This window comes from Pseudonocardia sp., assembly GCF_050250275.1.
Classification (GTDB): Bacteria; Actinomycetota; Actinomycetes; order Mycobacteriales; family Pseudonocardiaceae; genus Pseudonocardia.
Window position 1 is genome coordinate 18,181 of record NZ_JBFWOY010000030.1, and the last position, 16,866, is coordinate 35,046.

14 protein-coding genes are annotated in these 16,866 nt (G+C 71.4%); 10 read left to right on the forward strand and 4 right to left on the reverse strand.

Translation table 11 applies throughout. From position 1 onward, the window contains the following. Window positions 1-116: 116 nt before the first annotated feature. Window positions 117-2,390 (reverse strand): M28 family peptidase, encoded by a 2,274-nt coding sequence (locus AB7F12_RS23925; protein WP_428501086.1) that lies wholly within the window; start codon window positions 2,388-2,390, stop codon window positions 117-119. Window positions 2,391-2,510: 120 nt separating this feature from the next. Between AB7F12_RS23925 and AB7F12_RS23930 the strand changes: the two genes are divergently transcribed. The 7 genes from AB7F12_RS23930 to AB7F12_RS23960 all read left to right on the forward strand — a co-directional run bounded on the left by AB7F12_RS23930 (window position 2,511) and on the right by AB7F12_RS23960 (window position 11,275). Continuing rightward, complete coding sequence (locus AB7F12_RS23930) at window positions 2,511-2,951, forward strand: very short patch repair endonuclease (protein WP_428501085.1); 441 nt, start codon at window positions 2,511-2,513, stop codon at window positions 2,949-2,951. A gap of 101 nt (window positions 2,952-3,052) precedes the next feature. Then, window positions 3,053-5,626 (forward strand): Z1 domain-containing protein, encoded by a 2,574-nt coding sequence (locus tag AB7F12_RS23935; RefSeq protein ID WP_428501084.1) that lies wholly within the window; start codon window positions 3,053-3,055, stop codon window positions 5,624-5,626. Next, window positions 5,623-6,612 (forward strand): PD-(D/E)XK motif protein, encoded by a 990-nt coding sequence (locus AB7F12_RS23940; RefSeq protein WP_428501083.1) that lies wholly within the window; start codon window positions 5,623-5,625, stop codon window positions 6,610-6,612. Before AB7F12_RS23935 ends, AB7F12_RS23940 begins: the two co-directional genes overlap by 4 nt. Further along, on the forward strand, window positions 6,609-8,423 hold the full coding sequence (locus AB7F12_RS23945) for a hypothetical protein (RefSeq protein ID WP_428501082.1): 1,815 nt from the start codon (window positions 6,609-6,611) through the stop codon (window positions 8,421-8,423). The genes AB7F12_RS23940 and AB7F12_RS23945 overlap by 4 nt, the downstream gene beginning before the upstream one ends. Then, complete coding sequence (locus AB7F12_RS23950; protein ID WP_428516867.1) at window positions 8,420-9,301, forward strand: hypothetical protein; 882 nt, start codon at window positions 8,420-8,422, stop codon at window positions 9,299-9,301. The genes AB7F12_RS23945 and AB7F12_RS23950 overlap by 4 nt, the downstream gene beginning before the upstream one ends. Further along, on the forward strand, window positions 9,211-10,041 hold the full coding sequence (locus AB7F12_RS23955) for a DUF6339 family protein (RefSeq protein WP_428516869.1): 831 nt from the start codon (window positions 9,211-9,213) through the stop codon (window positions 10,039-10,041). The genes AB7F12_RS23950 and AB7F12_RS23955 overlap by 91 nt, the downstream gene beginning before the upstream one ends. A gap of 52 nt (window positions 10,042-10,093) precedes the next feature. Next, on the forward strand, window positions 10,094-11,275 hold the full coding sequence (locus tag AB7F12_RS23960) for a DNA cytosine methyltransferase (protein ID WP_428516871.1): 1,182 nt from the start codon (window positions 10,094-10,096) through the stop codon (window positions 11,273-11,275). Window positions 11,276-11,278: 3 nt separating this feature from the next. On the opposite strand, the gene AB7F12_RS23965 is transcribed toward AB7F12_RS23960, so the two are convergent. Continuing rightward, window positions 11,279-11,971 carry an EcsC family protein gene (locus tag AB7F12_RS23965; RefSeq protein ID WP_428501078.1) on the reverse strand — a complete coding sequence of 231 codons (693 nt, stop codon included), beginning with the start codon at window positions 11,969-11,971 and terminating at the stop codon, window positions 11,279-11,281. 86 nt (window positions 11,972-12,057) lie between these two features. Here AB7F12_RS23965 and AB7F12_RS23970 point away from each other — a divergent pair, with 86 nt between their 5' ends. Further along, the gene (locus AB7F12_RS23970; RefSeq protein WP_428501077.1) at window positions 12,058-12,798 is read left to right on the forward strand and encodes an alpha/beta fold hydrolase; all 741 of its coding nucleotides are present in this window, start codon (window positions 12,058-12,060) and stop codon (window positions 12,796-12,798) included. Window positions 12,799-12,808: 10 nt separating this feature from the next. On the opposite strand, the gene AB7F12_RS23975 is transcribed toward AB7F12_RS23970, so the two are convergent. After that, the gene (locus AB7F12_RS23975) at window positions 12,809-13,270 is read right to left on the reverse strand and encodes an SRPBCC domain-containing protein (RefSeq protein WP_428501076.1); all 462 of its coding nucleotides are present in this window, start codon (window positions 13,268-13,270) and stop codon (window positions 12,809-12,811) included. Between the two features lie 362 nt (window positions 13,271-13,632). Between AB7F12_RS23975 and AB7F12_RS23980 the strand changes: the two genes are divergently transcribed. Together AB7F12_RS23980 and AB7F12_RS23985 are read left to right on the forward strand one after the other, a co-directional pair. After that, the gene (locus tag AB7F12_RS23980) at window positions 13,633-14,814 is read left to right on the forward strand and encodes a hypothetical protein (protein ID WP_428501075.1); all 1,182 of its coding nucleotides are present in this window, start codon (window positions 13,633-13,635) and stop codon (window positions 14,812-14,814) included. A gap of 228 nt (window positions 14,815-15,042) precedes the next feature. Continuing rightward, window positions 15,043-16,014: an aldo/keto reductase gene (locus tag AB7F12_RS23985; RefSeq protein WP_428501074.1), complete on the forward strand. Its 972-nt coding sequence runs from the start codon at window positions 15,043-15,045 to the stop codon at window positions 16,012-16,014. On the opposite strand, the gene AB7F12_RS23990 is transcribed toward AB7F12_RS23985, so the two are convergent. Further along, complete coding sequence (locus tag AB7F12_RS23990) at window positions 16,011-16,817, reverse strand: SAM-dependent methyltransferase (protein ID WP_428501073.1); 807 nt, start codon at window positions 16,815-16,817, stop codon at window positions 16,011-16,013. The two genes, AB7F12_RS23985 and AB7F12_RS23990, sit on opposite strands and share 4 nt — an antisense overlap. Window positions 16,818-16,866: the final 49 nt, after the last annotated feature.

Sequence of the window (16,866 nt, forward strand, 5' to 3'; positions counted from 1 at the left end):
CGACCCTCGCGCCCGACTCTAAACGGCACGACCGGCCCCACCCCGACCCGGGGTCACCCACACACATCGGAGTTGCACCTGCAAGTCATGTGCATCGCGGTGCCGAGGGTTCCCGCTCAGACCCGGTGCGTCCGGGTGACCGCCACCAGCTCACTGGTGTGGCTACCCGCGATCCCCACGTCCGGCGGGCGCGTGGAGAACCCGGGCAGCCCGGACAGGCCGTCACTGCCGTCGAGCACCGACAGGTCCAGCGGACCCGGCCCCGCCACCTCCACCCGCAGCTCCACACCCTCCGGCGGCGGCGCGTGGAAGATCAGGTCGAGCAGGCCGTCACGGACGTCGACCGGCGCCCCCGCCACGGCAGCCGCCGTGACGGGCGGGCCGCTGCCCGCCCGGACGGCGAGCAACCGCACCGGCCGCTGCGGCACGACCCGCACGGTCAGCACCCGGCCCGCCCCCACGGCGACGTCGGACACCACGTCCACCCGCGCCGACGGCAGCGGCGCCACCGGGGCCGGGCCCGCCCAGAAGAACCCCGACATGCCCAGCAGCTCCGGCACCAGCTGCCGACGGTCGACGTAGCCGGCCGTCCACGCGCCGGGACGATCCTGCTCGGTGACCCAGCGGGCCTGCCCGGTGTCGGCGTCGAGTGCGTACATCAGCTGCGACGGGACCGGATGCTGCGGCGTGAACCGGTCGGCCGAGAGCCCCACCGCACCCAGCACGACCGCCGCCACCAGCGCCACCGGCCCCGGCCACCACGCCCGCTCACCCAGCAGCGGGTCGAGCAGCGGCAACAGCACCGGGGTGAGCAGCACCAGCACGAACGCCGGGACCGCCGCCACCGGCATCCCGAGCGCCGGGAAGAACAGCACCGCCGTCGGCACCAGGACGACCACGCCGACGGACGCCGCCACCACCGCCGCCGCCACACCCGCCCCCGTGCGCCCCACCGCCACCGCCACCGACGCGCACACCGCACCCGCCAGCGCGGGCAACGCCGCGAGGTACGACCCGCCCGGCGCGAGCGACGCCAGCACGACACCCAGCGCCGCGAGCCACGCCAGCCCGCCCACCACCAGCGCGACCGTGCCGATCGCCTTGCGCAGCAACGCGAACCAGATCAGCACGACGGCCGCGACGAGCACCACCAACGCCCACCGGTACCAGGTCGGCTCCCACACGTCGCGCACGCTCGCGTAGTCGGGGCGGATCGCGACCAGCAGCAGCCAGCCGCCCTGGGCCAGCAACGGCGCCCCCACCAGCGGGACCGCCGCGAGCACCAGCCCGCCCAGCATCCGCGGCACGCTCGCCGCCCGCCGCCACCGCGCCACCACCGCCAGCGCCACCACCGCGGCCGCCGCGACGACCGCCAACGGCCACACCTCCGACTCCGGGTAGTGCACCAGCATGTCCAGCACCGGGAAGTACGTCGCATCCTGCGCCGCCGGCAACGCCGCCACGTCCTGGTCCCCGAAGGCCCGCGCCAGCGCCACCGCCTGGTCCAGGTGCGCCTGCAGGCTCCCCCGGTCCATCCGGCCCGGGGTGTCCTGCGGCGAGTGGTAGGCCGCCGCCCCGTCGATCCAGGCCGAGTTCAGCCCGGTGAACCGGCCGGCGTCGCGGAACGGGCTGAAGTCCGTGTCGTTCGGCAGGATCCGGTACACCTCGACGGCGAAACTCGTCGCCACCGGATGCGACACGGCCGCCGAGTAGACGTCGATCAGGTTCTGGTTGCCCCGCGTCGTCTCGAACATGATCACCGGACCGCCGGTGCCCCGCGCCTCCACGTTGAGCACCACCCCGCCCTGCGCAGCAAGGGGATCCGAGGCCACGAACGCCTGCGCCCCGCACAGGCACGCCTCCTCCGCGTCGGTGAACAGCAGCACCACGTCGTTGCGCATCGGCGTCGCCCGCAGCACCCGCGCCGACTCCAGCAGCGTCGACACCCCCGCGCCGTCGTCACTCGCGCCGGGGCCGACCTGCACCGAGTCGTAGTGGGCCACCAGGAACACCCGGCCCCGCTCGGGCACCGGCGCCGTCCCCGGGATCGTCGCGACGACGTTGCGCACCCGCGCCGCCTGCTGCACGCGGCCCGGGTTCACCCCGACCGCGTCCTGCACCCGCGTCTGTACACCGAACCCACGGAGCGTGTCGAGGATGTAGGCGCGCACCTCGTCGTTGGCGGCGGACCCGGCAACATGGGGGCGCCCCCCGATCCGCTCCACGTGCGCGAACGCCGCAGCCGCCGACGGCTCGCCGGCGGGTGTGTCGGTGCGTGGCGAGGGCGGCAGCACCGACAGCACGGCCACCACCGCGACCGCGGCGACGATCAGCCACGACGCGGCGACCGCGAGTGGCCGGGGCGGCGGGGTGATCGTCGGCGACCGCACGCCCGCAGTCTGCCCGAGTTCGCCCGGTTTCAGGAGGCGGAGGGCCCACCGCCGGAGGACGGCCTCGACACCGTGCGGCACGATCCGGGGTGAGCACAGACGCAGATGCCAGGAGGTCCGATGCCCGACGCGAGCAGTGCGGACGTCCGACGCCGGATGTCCGCGCAGGTCCGCAGCGGAACCGCGCCCGAGATGGCTCTACGGCGTCTGCTCCACGGTCAGGGCCTGCGGTACCGCGTCGACTACCGCTTCGACATCCAGGGCCTCCGACGCCGCCGCGCCGATCTAGCCTTCACCCGACGCCGGGTGGCCGTCTTCGTCGACGGTTGCTTCTGGCACAGCTGCCCGCAGCACGCAACCTTCCCGAAGGCCAACAGAGACTGGTGGGCGGCAAAGCTCGCGACGAATGTCGCCCGCGATCGGGACACCGACGAGCGCCTCGCCGCGGAAGGCTGGGCCGTCGTCCGCATCTGGGAGCACGAGGACGCCCTGGCCGCTGCCGACCGGGTCGTCGAGGCTCTCCACAGTCACCGGACGATGTCCGCACACTCGACGCCGTGACGCTCAGCGATCACATCACCCGATCAGGGCTCCCGATCAACGGCTGTTCGGCTCCGCAAGTAAAGTCCCGCACCGTTCGAGCTACGGTGAGGTGACCGCACGTGACGCAAGTCGACTTCTTCCCTGTCTTCGCCGATTGGGCACGCAAGCAAGGCCTCGAGGAGGCGACGCGGCGTTTCGGTCCGGTCCTCGGCGACGAACTCGCCGAGTACGTGCGCGAGTACGAGAACCGCATCAGCCTGATCGAACGTGACGACCCGCCCGTGCTCGCCGGGCCGCGGGATCCCTGGTACCCCGGGCCGAACGACGACGGCGACACGTTCTGGCCCGCGCTGAAGGCTCATTTCGAGACGAGTCTCGACTGGAGCGCGGACCGGATCCGTCCCGTCGACGCAGCGTCGAGCAAGGTGGTCGCGTACACGCCGCGCCCTCAGCTGACGACGTGGAGCTCGAAGGGCCTGGTCGTCGGCTACGTCCAGAGCGGGAAGACGACGAACTTCACGTCTGTCATCGCGAAAGCGGCCGACGTCGGCTACAAGCTGGTCATCGTGCTGTCCGGCATCCACAACGGTCTGCGTCGTCAGACACAGGAGCGACTCGACCAGCAGCTGAAAGATCTCGCGCCGACCTCGTGGCTGACGCTCACCGACCAGGTGAAGGACTTCCACCCGCCGTCGATGCAGTCGACAGCGCTCCTGCACAACCAGGAGACCAAGGTGGCGCTCTGCGTGGCGAAGAAGAACAAGACGGTCCTCACGCGTCTGGACGCCTGGTTGGAGGACGCGTCGAAGCAGCGGGTCCTCGCGGACCTCCCGGTCCTGGTGATCGACGACGAGGCCGACCAGGCGAGTGTCGAGACGAAGACGATCAACCCGCTCATCAGGAAGATCCTCGCCAAGCTGCCGCGGTGCACCTACATCGGGTACACGGCCACCCCCTTCGCGAACGTCCTCATCGACCCGGCGGCGGGCGACCTCTACCCCGAGAACTTCATCCTCAACCTGCCGAGGCCCGAGGGGTACTTCGGCAGCGAGCGAATCTTCGGACGGGACGCCGTCGAGGGCGACGAGGCGAACGGCGCGGACCTCGACGGCTTCGACATGGTGCGTCTGATCGACGACGACGAGGTCGAGCTGCTGAGGCCTGCCGGCAAGAAGGCCGCCGCCGACTTCGAGCCCGAGGTCACCGGATCGATGGAGACCGCGACCAGGTGGTTCTGGCTCGCCACCGCGGCTCGCCGGGCCCGAGGGGATCACGGACACTCGACGATGCTCGTCCACACGTCCGTGAAGATCGCTGTTCACGAAGGCTTCAAGGACCCTCTGGTCGAGCTGCGCGACGAGACCCTGCGACGCCTGGCCGCCGACGACGAGCTCCTTCTCCGTGAGCTGCGCGATCTCTGGGACGAGGAGACCCGGCGCGTGCAGACGGCCGACTTCCCCGGAGTGACCCCGACGTCGTTCGACGCGGTCCTGGCCGAGCTGGCCGACGTCGTGGGAGCCACCCGGATCGTCATCGACAACTGCCGCAGCGAGGACCGGCTGGACTACTCGGAACCGGGTCGCGTCGCGATCGCGGTGGGTGGCGCGACCCTCAGCCGCGGCCTGACCCTCGAGGGGCTGGTCGTCAGCTTCTTCGTCCGCGCAGCCCAGGCCTACGACACGCTGCTGCAGATGGCTCGTTGGTTCGGCTTCCGGCCCGGCTACGAGGACCTCCCCCGGATCTGGATGACGGATCAGCTGCAGGAGTGGTTCCGCCACCTCGCGACCGTCGAGCACGAGATCCGGCTCGACATCGACCGCTACGAGCAGCAGGGCCTCACGCCGACCGAGTTCGGCGTCCGTATCCGAACGCACCCGGTGCTGCGGGTGACAGCCAAGATGGGGGCGTACAAGCCCGCGTACGCGTCGTACGGCGGCCGCCGTGTCCAGACCCGCTACTTCGTCGAGAACGACGCGGCCTGGTTGCAGGACAACGTCGATGCGGCCGACTCGCTCGTCCGCGGCATCAGAGCGGCGGGCGGACGTGGCGAGGAGCTGTCTACGGGGGCGATGCTCTACCGACAGGTCGAAGGAGACCTGGTCGAGCGCTTCCTGGGCCACTACCGGAGCCACGCCGATTCGCCCGACCTCGACCGCGACCTCGTGCTGAAGTACATCGCGAAGCAGAAGTCGCAGGGATCGCTGGAGAGATGGAGCGTCGCGGTGATGGCAGCGCCTCGCCGCGACCACGGAACCGTCAACCTCGGTGGCCTCGACTTCAACCGGATCACCCGTGCGAAGCTGCGGGAGACCGGTCCCGAACGGGCCGACATCAAGACCCTCATGTCGAAGGACCACCGCGTGGTGGACCTGGACATCTCCCCCAAGGACGCACGGGCCAAGAACGAGTCCGAGCTGATGGACCTCCGCAACTTCGACCCTGTCGCAAGGGACCAGGCACTGCTGTTGCTCTACCCCATCGACCCGGCGTCCCGGCCCGACAAGGCGAACGAGAAGTCCCGGTCACCGCTCGGCGCGGCCGACGACGTCATCGGCATGGCGCTCGTGTTCCCGGGCAACGCGGAAGCGAAGTCCTCTGTCGACAGCACCTACATCAGCGTCGACCTGTCCGACGCGGAGGTCGAGCACGAGCCGGCCGAGCTCGAGAGCCTCCAGGGCCAGGACGAGCCGTGACGGACAGTGCGAAGTGGCTCCGTGAGCTGCAGCACTCGTGGCCGGTGCTGCATGCTGGACGCCGGTCCGAGATCGTCACGGTCCCGCTTCCCGCAGAAGGGACAGTCCCGTCACGGGCGGGCGTGGACGGAGCCGGAGCCCGACACCTGCTCGTCCCCATCGGTGACGAGCAGGTCACGGTCGACGCGGTCGAGGGAGCGGTGACGACCACGATCAGGACCTACACGTTCTCCGGGAGACCGCTCCGCTACCTGGACGTCTGCTGCGGCCGGCCCGACCTCTTCGATCTCTTCGACGAGGTGCTCGTCGACGTCCTCGGGGCGATCGAGCCCGTGCCGGGTGAACAGGCCACGATCGCGCTCGAGATCGTCGAGCGATGGCGCGCCCTGTTTGCGACGCATCGCGCACGGCGGCTGACGCTCGTCGCTCAAATGTCTCTGTTCGCGGAGCTGACCGTGCTCGACCTGGTGACCCGGGACGCCGAACTCGATCTCTCCTGGTGGCGGGGCCCGCGACGGGAGCCGCACGACATCGTGATGCCCACGTGCGCCCTGGAGGTCAAGGCGATCGGTGCCGCGACGACCTCGATCGAGATCCACGGTGTCGCGCAGCTCGACCCGCCCGGAGTGCCGCTGGCGCTCGTGCTCGCCGAGATCGCCGAGACCGACGACGGTGCCCGCCTGCCCGACGTCGTCGACCGGCTGCTCGAACGCGCGACCCAACGAGGACAGGCCATCCGTCTGCTCGCGGCCGCGGGATACGTCGAGTCCGACGCCGACCACTACCAGGAGCGGTTCTCCGCCACCGAGATACTCCACGCCGAAGTCAACGAGGCGATGCCGCGCATCGTCGCCGACTCCTTCGGTCCGGGTGGGCCGCCGGCCGGCGTCGACAGGGTGAACTACCGCGTCGACCTCGACGCGATCGACGGGCTGGCCGCACGCGGAGAGTCGGCGCTGCGGGACTGGGCGAGGAGTGTCGGGTGAACGAGGCGGGTTGGTGGTCCCAGCCGGTGGCGGCCGAGGGGTCGACGGCGTCCGAGGGGATCCGTCGACAGCTGGGGAAGCCTCAGCTCGACCCGTTGACGGTCCTCGTCCGTGAGACCGCACAGAACACCTGCGACGCGGCGCTGCCGGGCGGTGCCGACGTGGAGTTCGCCCTCCGGCTCCATCGGTTGTCCGGCAATCGGCTCGCCGCGTGGCGCGACTTCCTGCTCCCCGAGCCCGCAGGGTCCGCACTCGGCCTCGCCGAGGCGATGGATCGAGACCCCTTGATCCTGACGCTGGCCGACCGCGGCACGACCGGATTGGGTGGTCCGCTCCGTGCCGACGAGTCCCCCCGAGACGGTGAACGGCCCGACTTCGTCAACTTCATCCGCAACGTCGGTGAGCGCAAGGCCGTCGACCTCGGTGGAGGCTCGTACGGCTTCGGGAAGGGCATCCTCTACAACGTCAGTCGCTGCCACGTCATCGTCGCCGACAGTGTCTGCATGTTCCGCGGCCGCCGGCAGCGACGCCTCATCGGAGCCGCTCTCGGCGACGGCTACACGCACGGCGGTAGGCGTTGGACCGGGCGTCACTGGCTCGGGGTGCAGGAAGACGGACACAGCCGTCCCCTCCTCGACGACGAGGCCGAGACGATGGCGGCCAGGCTGGGGCTCCCCCGCTTCACCGGCGACGACACCGGCACGACCGTCACCGTCGTCGACATCGACCTCGGGCGACGTCAGGGCCAGGACGGCGACGCGGTCCGCACCCCGGAGGAGGCGTCGGAGTTCATCGTGTCGACGATGCTGTGGAACCTCTGGCCGCGCATGATCAGCGGCCGCCCCAGCAGGCTTGTGTGCTCGATGCGCCGTGACGGGTTCTCGACCGAGGTCCCCGACCCCGAGAAGCTCGTCGAGCTCGCCCCTTTCGTCAAGGCGTACCGGGCGCTGTCGGAGGACGGGAAGTTCCAGGTCCCGCCACGGAAGTCCGAGCCCCGGGAGATCGGCAGGTTCGCCGTGGCGAAGGGCATGGCTCCGATGCGTCCCGACTCGCTGGTCGCGGCGGCGTCGCCCATCGGTCCGAGAGCCCACCACTGCGCGCGGATGAGGCATGCCGACCTCGTCGTCGACTACTCCCCCGGTGACGCGCCGACCGACGAGGCTCTGCAGTACGGAGCGGTGTTCCGGTCGAGCCCTGACGCCGACAAGTACTTCGCCGAGGCAGAGCCCCCCACCCACGACGACTGGGTCGTCACCGGTCTCCGGGGGACGTCACGCGGCGTGGTCCAACTGGCGAACAGTTTCATCAAGGACCGCCTGCGCGAGCAGGCTGCCCCCACCACCGGTCCGACGCCCTCGGGCGACGCCGCGCTCGCATCGTTGGCAGGCCGCCTGTCGGGGCTCATGACCGCCGACGGAGACCTCGCGGAGGGTTCCGTCCGGCGCGGTGCGTCGGCGGGCGGGCGCCGATCCAGCGCCGGCCCCCGCTTCGTCCAGGCCCCTCGGCTCGTCGACGAGGACGGCGTCCCCGTCATCCTCGGGGTCGTACAGTTCCCGGCCTGGCCGTCGGCGCACGTCGTCGCTGCAGAGCCCGTGATCGTGCTCGACGGCGGGGTCGAGCCCCTCGATCCGGAACCGGGGTCCAGCTCCGTCCTCGGCTGGCGCTCGACGGAGGGCGACATCGTGTTTCCCGGCGCGGACATCCTCGTCGACCGGTCCATGCACCGGGTGTGGGAGGTACGGGTCCGGCCACCCGCCGACGCTGTCGTCCGTCTCAACCTCGTCGTCCGTGAGGCCGGGGTGACGGTGTGAAGGACGTCAGGCCGTTCTTCGTCCCGCCGGCGTCCGCGATCCGGCCGTCCCCATGGGCCCAGTTGGTCGACGACGAGTGGGAGGAGCTCGGCCCCTACGTCGAGAACTGGGACTACCGGACCAAGCTCCGGCTCCGCAGCTCCATCGACGTCGACGTGGACGCGGTACGAGTAGCCACCAAGCTGACCGACCACACGCCATTGGCCTGGTCGTTCGGCTGGCGTGCGACGGACACGGGACTGCTCGGCGAGCCGATCGTCGTCGACGCCGCCGACGACCGCGTCGACATCGAGTTCGATGTCCCTCCCGACCGCGCAGGAGCGACGATCGTGCTCACCCGGCGCCTCGTCATGCGCCGCGACCGCATGTTCGCCGGTCCCGGCGAAGCGCGGTGGGCGGGCAGCATCCTGTGGTCCGACGAGGTCACGGTCCGGCTGACCGGCCAGGGCGCGGCGTTCCCGACCGAGGTCATCGACTTCCAGCTGCTCGGCCGTGACCCGGGGACGAGCTGGTACCTCGATCTCCCCACGTCACCCGACGTGCCCTCGATGGGGTCGATGATCCTCCTCATCAACTCGGCGGACACGGCGCTCGTCGCGGCCGTCACCCGGAGCCGACGCCATACCGACGTCCAGAAAGCGTTGATCGACTCCATGGAGGAGGGGGTCGTCGAGGAGTTCGTGAGATGGGCTCTCGGCAGATGGAAGGAGCTCGAGGACGCCGAGCCCGAGTCGGTGGGCGCGGCGGGGCGGACATTGGCGAGCAGGGTGCTCCCCGACCCGGAGTCATGGACCTCTCCCGATGTCGACTCCATGGCGCTGCGATCCGCGATCGTCGACGGCGCGCGGCGCATCGGCTTCGGGAGGTCGTTGTCGTGACCCAGCTGTGGCCCCGCCTGAACCCCGCGCTGGCCCGGGCTCTGTTCAACGGCCTCGGCGGCTCGTCCGTGGAAGGCCTCGCTTCCGGCGCGCGCAACGAGCACGCGCAGACGACGTACGCCGCGACCGGTGGCGCCCGCGTCACCGCCGCCGAGGTCGGCGCGCTCGTCACCGAGCTCAGGACGACGGCCGCGGAGTTCGGCTACCCCGTGCCTGCCGACGACGGGGAACGCATCGGATTCGACCGCGCCTGCGCCGAAGTGCTGTTCCGCCGCATGGACACCACGACGGTCGAAGCCGCGCACCGCGGCGTGTGGAACTTTCTCGCGCTCGTCGCGGCCCCGGACCTCGTCCAATGGCGCTTCGGCCGCGGCAATGTCGAGCGCTGGATCGCGAGCGACCTCACTCGGCACATGTTCTCCAGGCTGTGGTGGCAGGCGCTCACCTTCTCGGCCTCCACAGTCGACGGACGCACGGACTTCTCGCTGCTCCGCGCTCTCAGCGAGAGCGACCTCAACCAGATCACCGAGCGGCGATCACTCGCAGGCAACCCCCGCCTCGCCCGTGCGGTCGCCCGCGTCGTACTGTCCGACACCGGTTCGCGGAGCCGCCGATCGGTATTGAGAGACTTGACGCCGCGGCTCCGGCGGCGGCTCGCGTTCATCGACTTCTCGGTCCTCACCGACGAGCAGCTCGACGACCACGTCCGCGCGCTCGCACACTCGACGGCGCCGACCTGACAACCGCTCGAGCGGTTGTCCGGCGGAGGAACTGGACAGAATGATCGAACAGGTGTTCGATGACACCGAGACGATCATGGGAGGCCTGTTGTCGACCACCGAGGAAACCCGCCGGGACGACGGGTCAGCTCCGCCTCGTGCCGCGATGGTCGACCTGTTCGCGGGGCCCGGCGGTCTCGACGTCGCGGCTCACTGGCTCGGCGTCCCGGCGCACGGGATCGAGTGGGACTCCAACGCCTGCGCGACACGCGCGGCGGCGGGCCTCGGTACGACGCAGGGCGATGTCCGTCGGTTCGGCCCGGCCGACTTCCCCGATGCGACGGTCCTGGCCGGCGGGCCGCCATGCCAGACGTTCACCATGGCGGGAAACGGGGCCGGTAGGCGAGCCCTGGAGCTCGTCACCGGCCTCGTCAAGAAGATGGCTGCCCGCGAGGATGTCACGAGCATCGTCGGGAACCTCGACGACGAACGGACCGGACTGGTCCTCGAGCCGCTCAGGTGGGCGCTGGAAGCCCATGGTCTCGGGCGCCCGTACAGGGCGATCGTCCTCGAGCAGGTGCCTTCGGTACTCCCGGTGTGGGGCGCCGTCCGCGAGGCGTTGGAGGCGATCGGCTACAAGGGCTGGCACGGCATCCTCCACACCGAGGAGTACGGAGTCCCTCAGACCCGCCGCCGCGCCATCCTGATCGCCCGTCTCGACGGCCGGCCGCACTGCCCGCCGCCGACCCACCACCGCTTCCGTCGAGGAGCGCCCCGTCCGGTGGAGGGCCGCGGCCTGCGCCCGTGGGAAACCATGGGGCGGGCGTTGGGCCGCAAGGGCGCGTTCACTGTCATCTCCAACTACGGCTCCGGTGGGGACCCGAAGGCGCGAGGTCGACGACGATCCGACGAACCCGCCGCCACCGTGACGGGCAAGGTCAGTCGCAACCGCCTCACCGGGCCGGGGGCGCTCGACACGGATCGGTTCAGCCATGCCGAGGCCGGGCGCCTCCAGACCTTCCCCCGCGACTACCCGTGGTCCGGCAAGGACATCTCCCAGCAGATCGGCAACGCAATCCCACCGCGGCTGGCAGCGCATGTCCTGCTCGAGGCGCTCCGCCCTGAGGTGCAGGCGGTCGACCTGGAGGACCTGGTGCGTAGGTCGTGGACGGACGTGCCCGTCCCGTCCGAGGACGGAACCGAGCAGTCGGAAGACCCGGTGGGCGACTCGCCGGTCCTGGCAGTGTCTTCGTAGCTCTCAGTCGCGGACCTCGGCGACGACCTCCCCCTCGACGACCATCGGGCCGCCGGGGGTGACGGGCGGGAAGGTGCGCAGTGCGTAGGCGGCGATGGTCTTGCAGCTGACCCCGTCCACGGTGGCGCCGATCGGCCCGCCCACGAACGGGACGAGCTTGCTCATGTTGACGACGCCCTTCTCCCCCGCCTTGGTCGCCAGCCTGATGCCGACGCGCTTGTTGATCTCCAGCAGCACCCGGGCGGGGACCTTCTCCAGCGCGGCGACGGTGGAGCGGCGGCCCAGCTCGATGCCGGACTTCTTCAGCGTCGTGGCCCCGGCGGCGCCGAGCAGGGCGATCGCGACGGCGCTGCGGACCTCGTCGTCCTCGGGGTCGTAGCCGCGCAGGTGCGCGATACCGGCGACCATCCGCGTCGCGATCAGGTACAGCCCGCCGATGGAGGCGGGGACGGTGACGGGCAGCGTCGCGATGCCGCCGAGCCCGGTGACGAAGCCGGATGCGGTGGCGAGCCGGACGTGGGTGGCGACGAGCCGGCGGATCGCGTCCTCGCGGTCGCCGCCGGCGGTGCGCAGGTGCTCCTCGGCGGTGTCGACGGCGTTGCGGAACTTCCCCGACCCTGCGACGCCGACGCCGATCACCTGCTCGATCAGCCGTTCGCCGATGGCGGCCAGCTTGCTGGTGCGTTCCTCGGCCACGCTCCCCCTCCACATCGAGGGCGAGTCTGCCAGCCGGTGCGGCTGTCCGCCGCGCAGCGGACCGGTGTCGGCGCTACCGTCGGCCCGTGCCGATCCTCGACGTCGAGGGCCTCCCGACCTATTTCGAGGCGGTCGGCGACGGGCCTGCGCTGGTGCTGCTGCACGGGGGGATCGTCGCGTCCGACTCGTGGGGTCCGTGGCCCGGTCTGCTCGCCGCGGGCGGGTACACGGTGCTCACCCCGGACCGGCGGGGCCACGGCGGGACGCCGGACGTCGAGGGGCCGATCACCTACGACGCGATGGCCGACGACACGGTCGGGTTCCTCCGCCGTGCGGTGGGCGGGCCCGCGCACCTGGTGGGGTGGAGCGACGGCGCGGTGGTGGCGGCGCTGGTGTCGATGCGGGCGCCGGAGCTGGTGGCGCGGCAGGTGCTGATCGGGCAGTACTACGGGCCCGAGGGCGTGGCCCGGCCGGAGTTCCTGGCGGCGCTGGAGGCGATGCGCGACAGTCCGCCGGACTGGCTGCGCAGCTCCCACCCGTCGCCGGACGGGCCGGAGCACTTCCGGGTCGTCGTCGGCAAGCTGCTCGACCTGTTCGCCCGCGAGCCCGACATCGAGCTGCGCCGGTTCGCCGAGGTGGCGGCGCCCACGCTGGTGCTGCAGGGCGACCGTGACGAGGTGACCACCGTGCACGGGCGGCGTGTCGCCGACACCCTGCCGGCCGGCCGGTTCGCGGTGCTGCCCGGCACGCACAATCTGCCGTTGGAGGCTCCGGAGCTGGTCAGCGCGGTGGTGCTGGCGTTCCTGTCGGGGTCGCTCGACGGCTGACCGGCCCGGTTCAGGTCTGGGCCGCCCAGCCGGCCTCGCAGGCGGCGACGAAGTGCGTCGTGATCGACGCCCATGCCGCGCCGACGCGGGCCCGCCGCGGTGAGCCTGCGGGGCCGAGGCGTTCGAGGCCGGTCTGTTCGAGCCGGATCCGGGTGCCGGCGCCGTCGGCACGGAAGTGGATGACGACCTCGGAGGTCTCGTCGCGGTCGATGAACAGCCGCAGGCGCAGGCCGAGCCGCGTGGGTGGTTCCCATGCGGCGACCTCGCCCCAGTCGTAGGTGGTGGCGTCCCGGGTGGTCTCGACGACGCGGCCTCCGACGACGGGTTCGATCGTGATCGACGACGGGTCGCCGCTGATGGTGTGCGACTGCGGCCACCATGTGGCGATGGCGGTGGTCCACACGCCGAAGGCGTGCGGGGGTGGTGCGGCGACGTGGAACTCGACGACGAGCGGGCCGGACGTGGTGGTCACAGTGGTCCTCCCGGTGCCGGGCCGACGGCCCCGGGCGGGGTGTCGGGCAGGCGTGACCCCACACCGTACGGAAGCGGCGTCGGCTCGCGTATCCGCTGTTCGTGACTGTTCCTCCCGTGGTGTCCGGGGTGCGCGGGACCGCGCTGTCCGCGGGTGGTCGCGTCGTCTGTTCAGCGATGTGGGGCGTGCCCTACCCTCGGCGTCGGGAAACGCCCCGAGGGTGTAGGGAACTCTCGATCGTCCCGGGTGGGCGCGACCGCGCACGATGTCGCAGTAACAGATCGCAGCGGTTCGGCGAGACGCAGTCGCAGTCGCACCACGACGGCCACGGGGCCCACCCCGGCGCGAGAGGACGAGCACGGATGAACGCCACTCCCCAGAAGCCTCGTGACGACGCGGCCGCCGTGGAGGCCAGGGCGATCATCGAGCTCTGCATCCAGGGGTCGGAGGCGAACGACCGCGACGACCTGATCCGCAAGCTGACGACCGTCCGTACGGCGCTGGCCCGTCACCCGGGTCCGGCGACGGTCCGTGACGCCGCGTCGGAGTGCATCCGCGCGCTCGAGTCGTTGAAGATCGACCTGCGTACCCGGCGCACGACGTTGGCCGACCCGGGCCGCGCGGCGCGGCTGCGTGCGGAGCTCGACCGCGCCCGCAGTCACTTCGAGGACTTCCAGACCCGTTCGCGGGAGTGGCCGCAGCTGCTCGGCGAGGGGTTCTCGGCGATGAGCTCGGACGCGGAGTTCGCGCTGCGCACGCGCGCCCGGCAGGTCATCGCCGAGGCCGAGGAGTCGATCGACGCGAACGACCCGAAGAAGAACGGCGACGCCTTCGACAAGTGGCTGCGGCACCGGCTCGCCATCGAGGCCGACGACGTGTACTCGCTGCTGCTGGAGCGCAGCCGCCGCGTCGCGACCCAGCTCGGGGAGCAGCTCGACGCCCCGCCGCCGCGGATCGAGTCGATCCCGGTCGCCGCGCCCGACCGGCTGGTCGGCGAGCTGCAGGCCCGCCCGGCCGCCGGCGGTGCCACACCCGCCGGGACGAAGTTGCTGGGCATCCTGATGCCCACCTACGGCGGCGTCATGATGGCGATCGTGCTGTCGCGCTTCCTCGGCCTGAACATGCCCGGCTGGGTCATCGCGGTCTGCGCGGTCGTCGGCGCCGCGGGTCTCGGCGGCGCGGCCCTCTCCGGTGAGCGCAAGCGCCAGCTCGACCGCCGCCGTGGCGATGCGAAGTCCACGATGCGCGGGATGATCGACGAGTACCAGATGGCGATGAGCAAGCAGATCCGCGACGCGACGCGGCTGCTGCAGGGCGATCTGCGCAAGGCGGCGACGACGGTGGTCAACACCCGGGCCTCGGAGTTCACCGACCGGCTCGACGCGGCCCGCGAGGCCGCCGACACCGCCCGCAACGCCTCGGCCGACCTCTCCGACATCTCCGACGACCTCGAGTCGGTCGCGGAGCTGCAGGCCCGCGCCCGGCGGCTGATCGACACCCCGCCGGAGGGCCGCAGCGAGCGGATCCTCAAGACCGTCTCCTGAGGACGGGTCAGCCGTCCGGGGCCGGACGGTCACGGGCGCCGGGACGGGCCGGACGCCGGCCCCGCCGAGATGCACATGGGCGCGGCCGGGGGCTTCGGTGACAGCGCTGAGGTGCATCTCGGCGGGGCCGCGCGCGAGGTCACAGGACATCCGGCACGGACCGGATGGCCTGCCGGGTCCTGTGGGTGCAGGGTCGGTGGCGATCACTCCCGAACGGGAAGGAACCCGATGCGGTACGTGAAACTGGGATCGACGGGGCTCGACGTCTCGCCGGTCTGCGTGGGCTGCATGAGCTTCGGCGTCCCCGGGCGCGGCAACCACGAGTGGAGCCTCGACGAGGACGCCTCCCGCCCCCTGATCAAGGCGGCCCTCGACGCGGGCGTGAACTTCTTCGACACCGCCAACGTGTACAGCGACGGCACGAGCGAGGAGATCGTCGGCCGGGCGCTCGCCGACATGGCCGACCGCGACGAGATCGTGCTGGCCACGAAGGTGCACGGCCGGATGCGGCCCGGGCCCAACGGCGGTGGCCTGTCGCGCAAGGCGATCATGACCGAGATCGACCACAGCCTGCGCCGCCTCGGCACCGACTACGTCGACCTCTACCAGATCCACCGCTACGACCCCGACGTCCCGCTGGAGGAGACGCTCGAGGCGCTGCACGACGTCGTGCGCGCGGGCAAGGCCCGCTACATCGGGGCGTCGTCGATGTGGGCGTGGCAGTTCGCCCGGGCCCTCTACCTGTCGGACGCCAACGGCTGGACCCGCTTCTCGACGATGCAGAACCACTACAACCTCCTCTACCGGGAGGAGGAGCGCGAGATGCTGCCGCTGTGCCAGGCGGAGGGCATCGGCGTCATCCCGTGGAGCCCGCTGGCGCGCGGCCGGCTGACCCGGCCGTGGGACAGCGAGAGCGCGCGCAGCCGCACCGACGACTTCGGCAGGACCCTCTACAAGGACTCCGACGCCGAGATCGTCGCCCGCGTCGAGGAGGTCGCGCAGGCCCGCGGCATCCCGATGGCGCAGGTCGGTCTGGCCTGGATGCTGGGCAAGTCCGCGGTCACGGCACCGATCGTGGGCGCCACGAAGCTGCAGCACCTGCAGGACGCGATCGCGGCCGTGGACGTCACCCTCGACGACGCCGAGGTCGAGCGGCTCGAGCAGCCGTACGTCCCGCACGCCGTCGTGGGGTTCCGTTAGCGCTTGACCGCCACCCCGGCGAGCGCCCCGAACCGTTCGGGGCGTTCGCCGTCGGCCAACGGGGTGTCGGGGTGCCACAGGGGCAGGTGCACCAGGCCCGGTTCGACGAGGTCCCAGCCGTCGAACTGCGCCAGCAGCTCGGCGCGCGAGCGCAGGAAGATCGGCGTGCCGGTGCGCGACGACAGCTTCTGCGCCTCGATGACCTCCGGCGGCTGGTCCTCGTGGGTCACGTTGACCATCGCGAGCCGGCTGCCGGCGGGTACGGCCTCGCGCAGCCGGGCGACGATGCCGGCCGGGTCGTCGGCGTCGGGGACGAAGTGCAGGACCCCGAGGACGAGCACGGCGATCGGACGGTCGAAGTCGAGCAGCTCCCGCACCCCGGGATCGGCGACGATGGACTCGACGTCGCGCGCGTCGGCCTGTACGACGACCGTCCCGGGGGTCCCGTCGAGGATCGCCCGGCTGTGTGACACCGCGATCGGGTCGACGTCGACGTAGACGACGCGGCACGACGGGTCGGCCTGCTGCGCCACCTCGTGCACGTTGCCGACCGTCGGGATGCCCGACCCGATGTCGAGGAACTGCGTGATCCCGTCGTCGACGAGGCGACGCACGGCCCGGCGCAGGAACGCCCGGTTGGCGCGCATGGTGTCGCCGATGTCCGGGGTCATCGCGGCGATCATCCCGGCGAGTTCGCGGTCGACCGCGAAGTTGTGCGCCCCACCGAGGAAGTAGTCGTAGACCCTGGCCCCGCTCGGCCGGTCGAGGTCGATGTCCTGTGGTGCCCACGAGGGCCGGCTCATGTTCCCCCACTCTCCACGTACCGCGTGCGGACCGGCACGCTGTGCGACG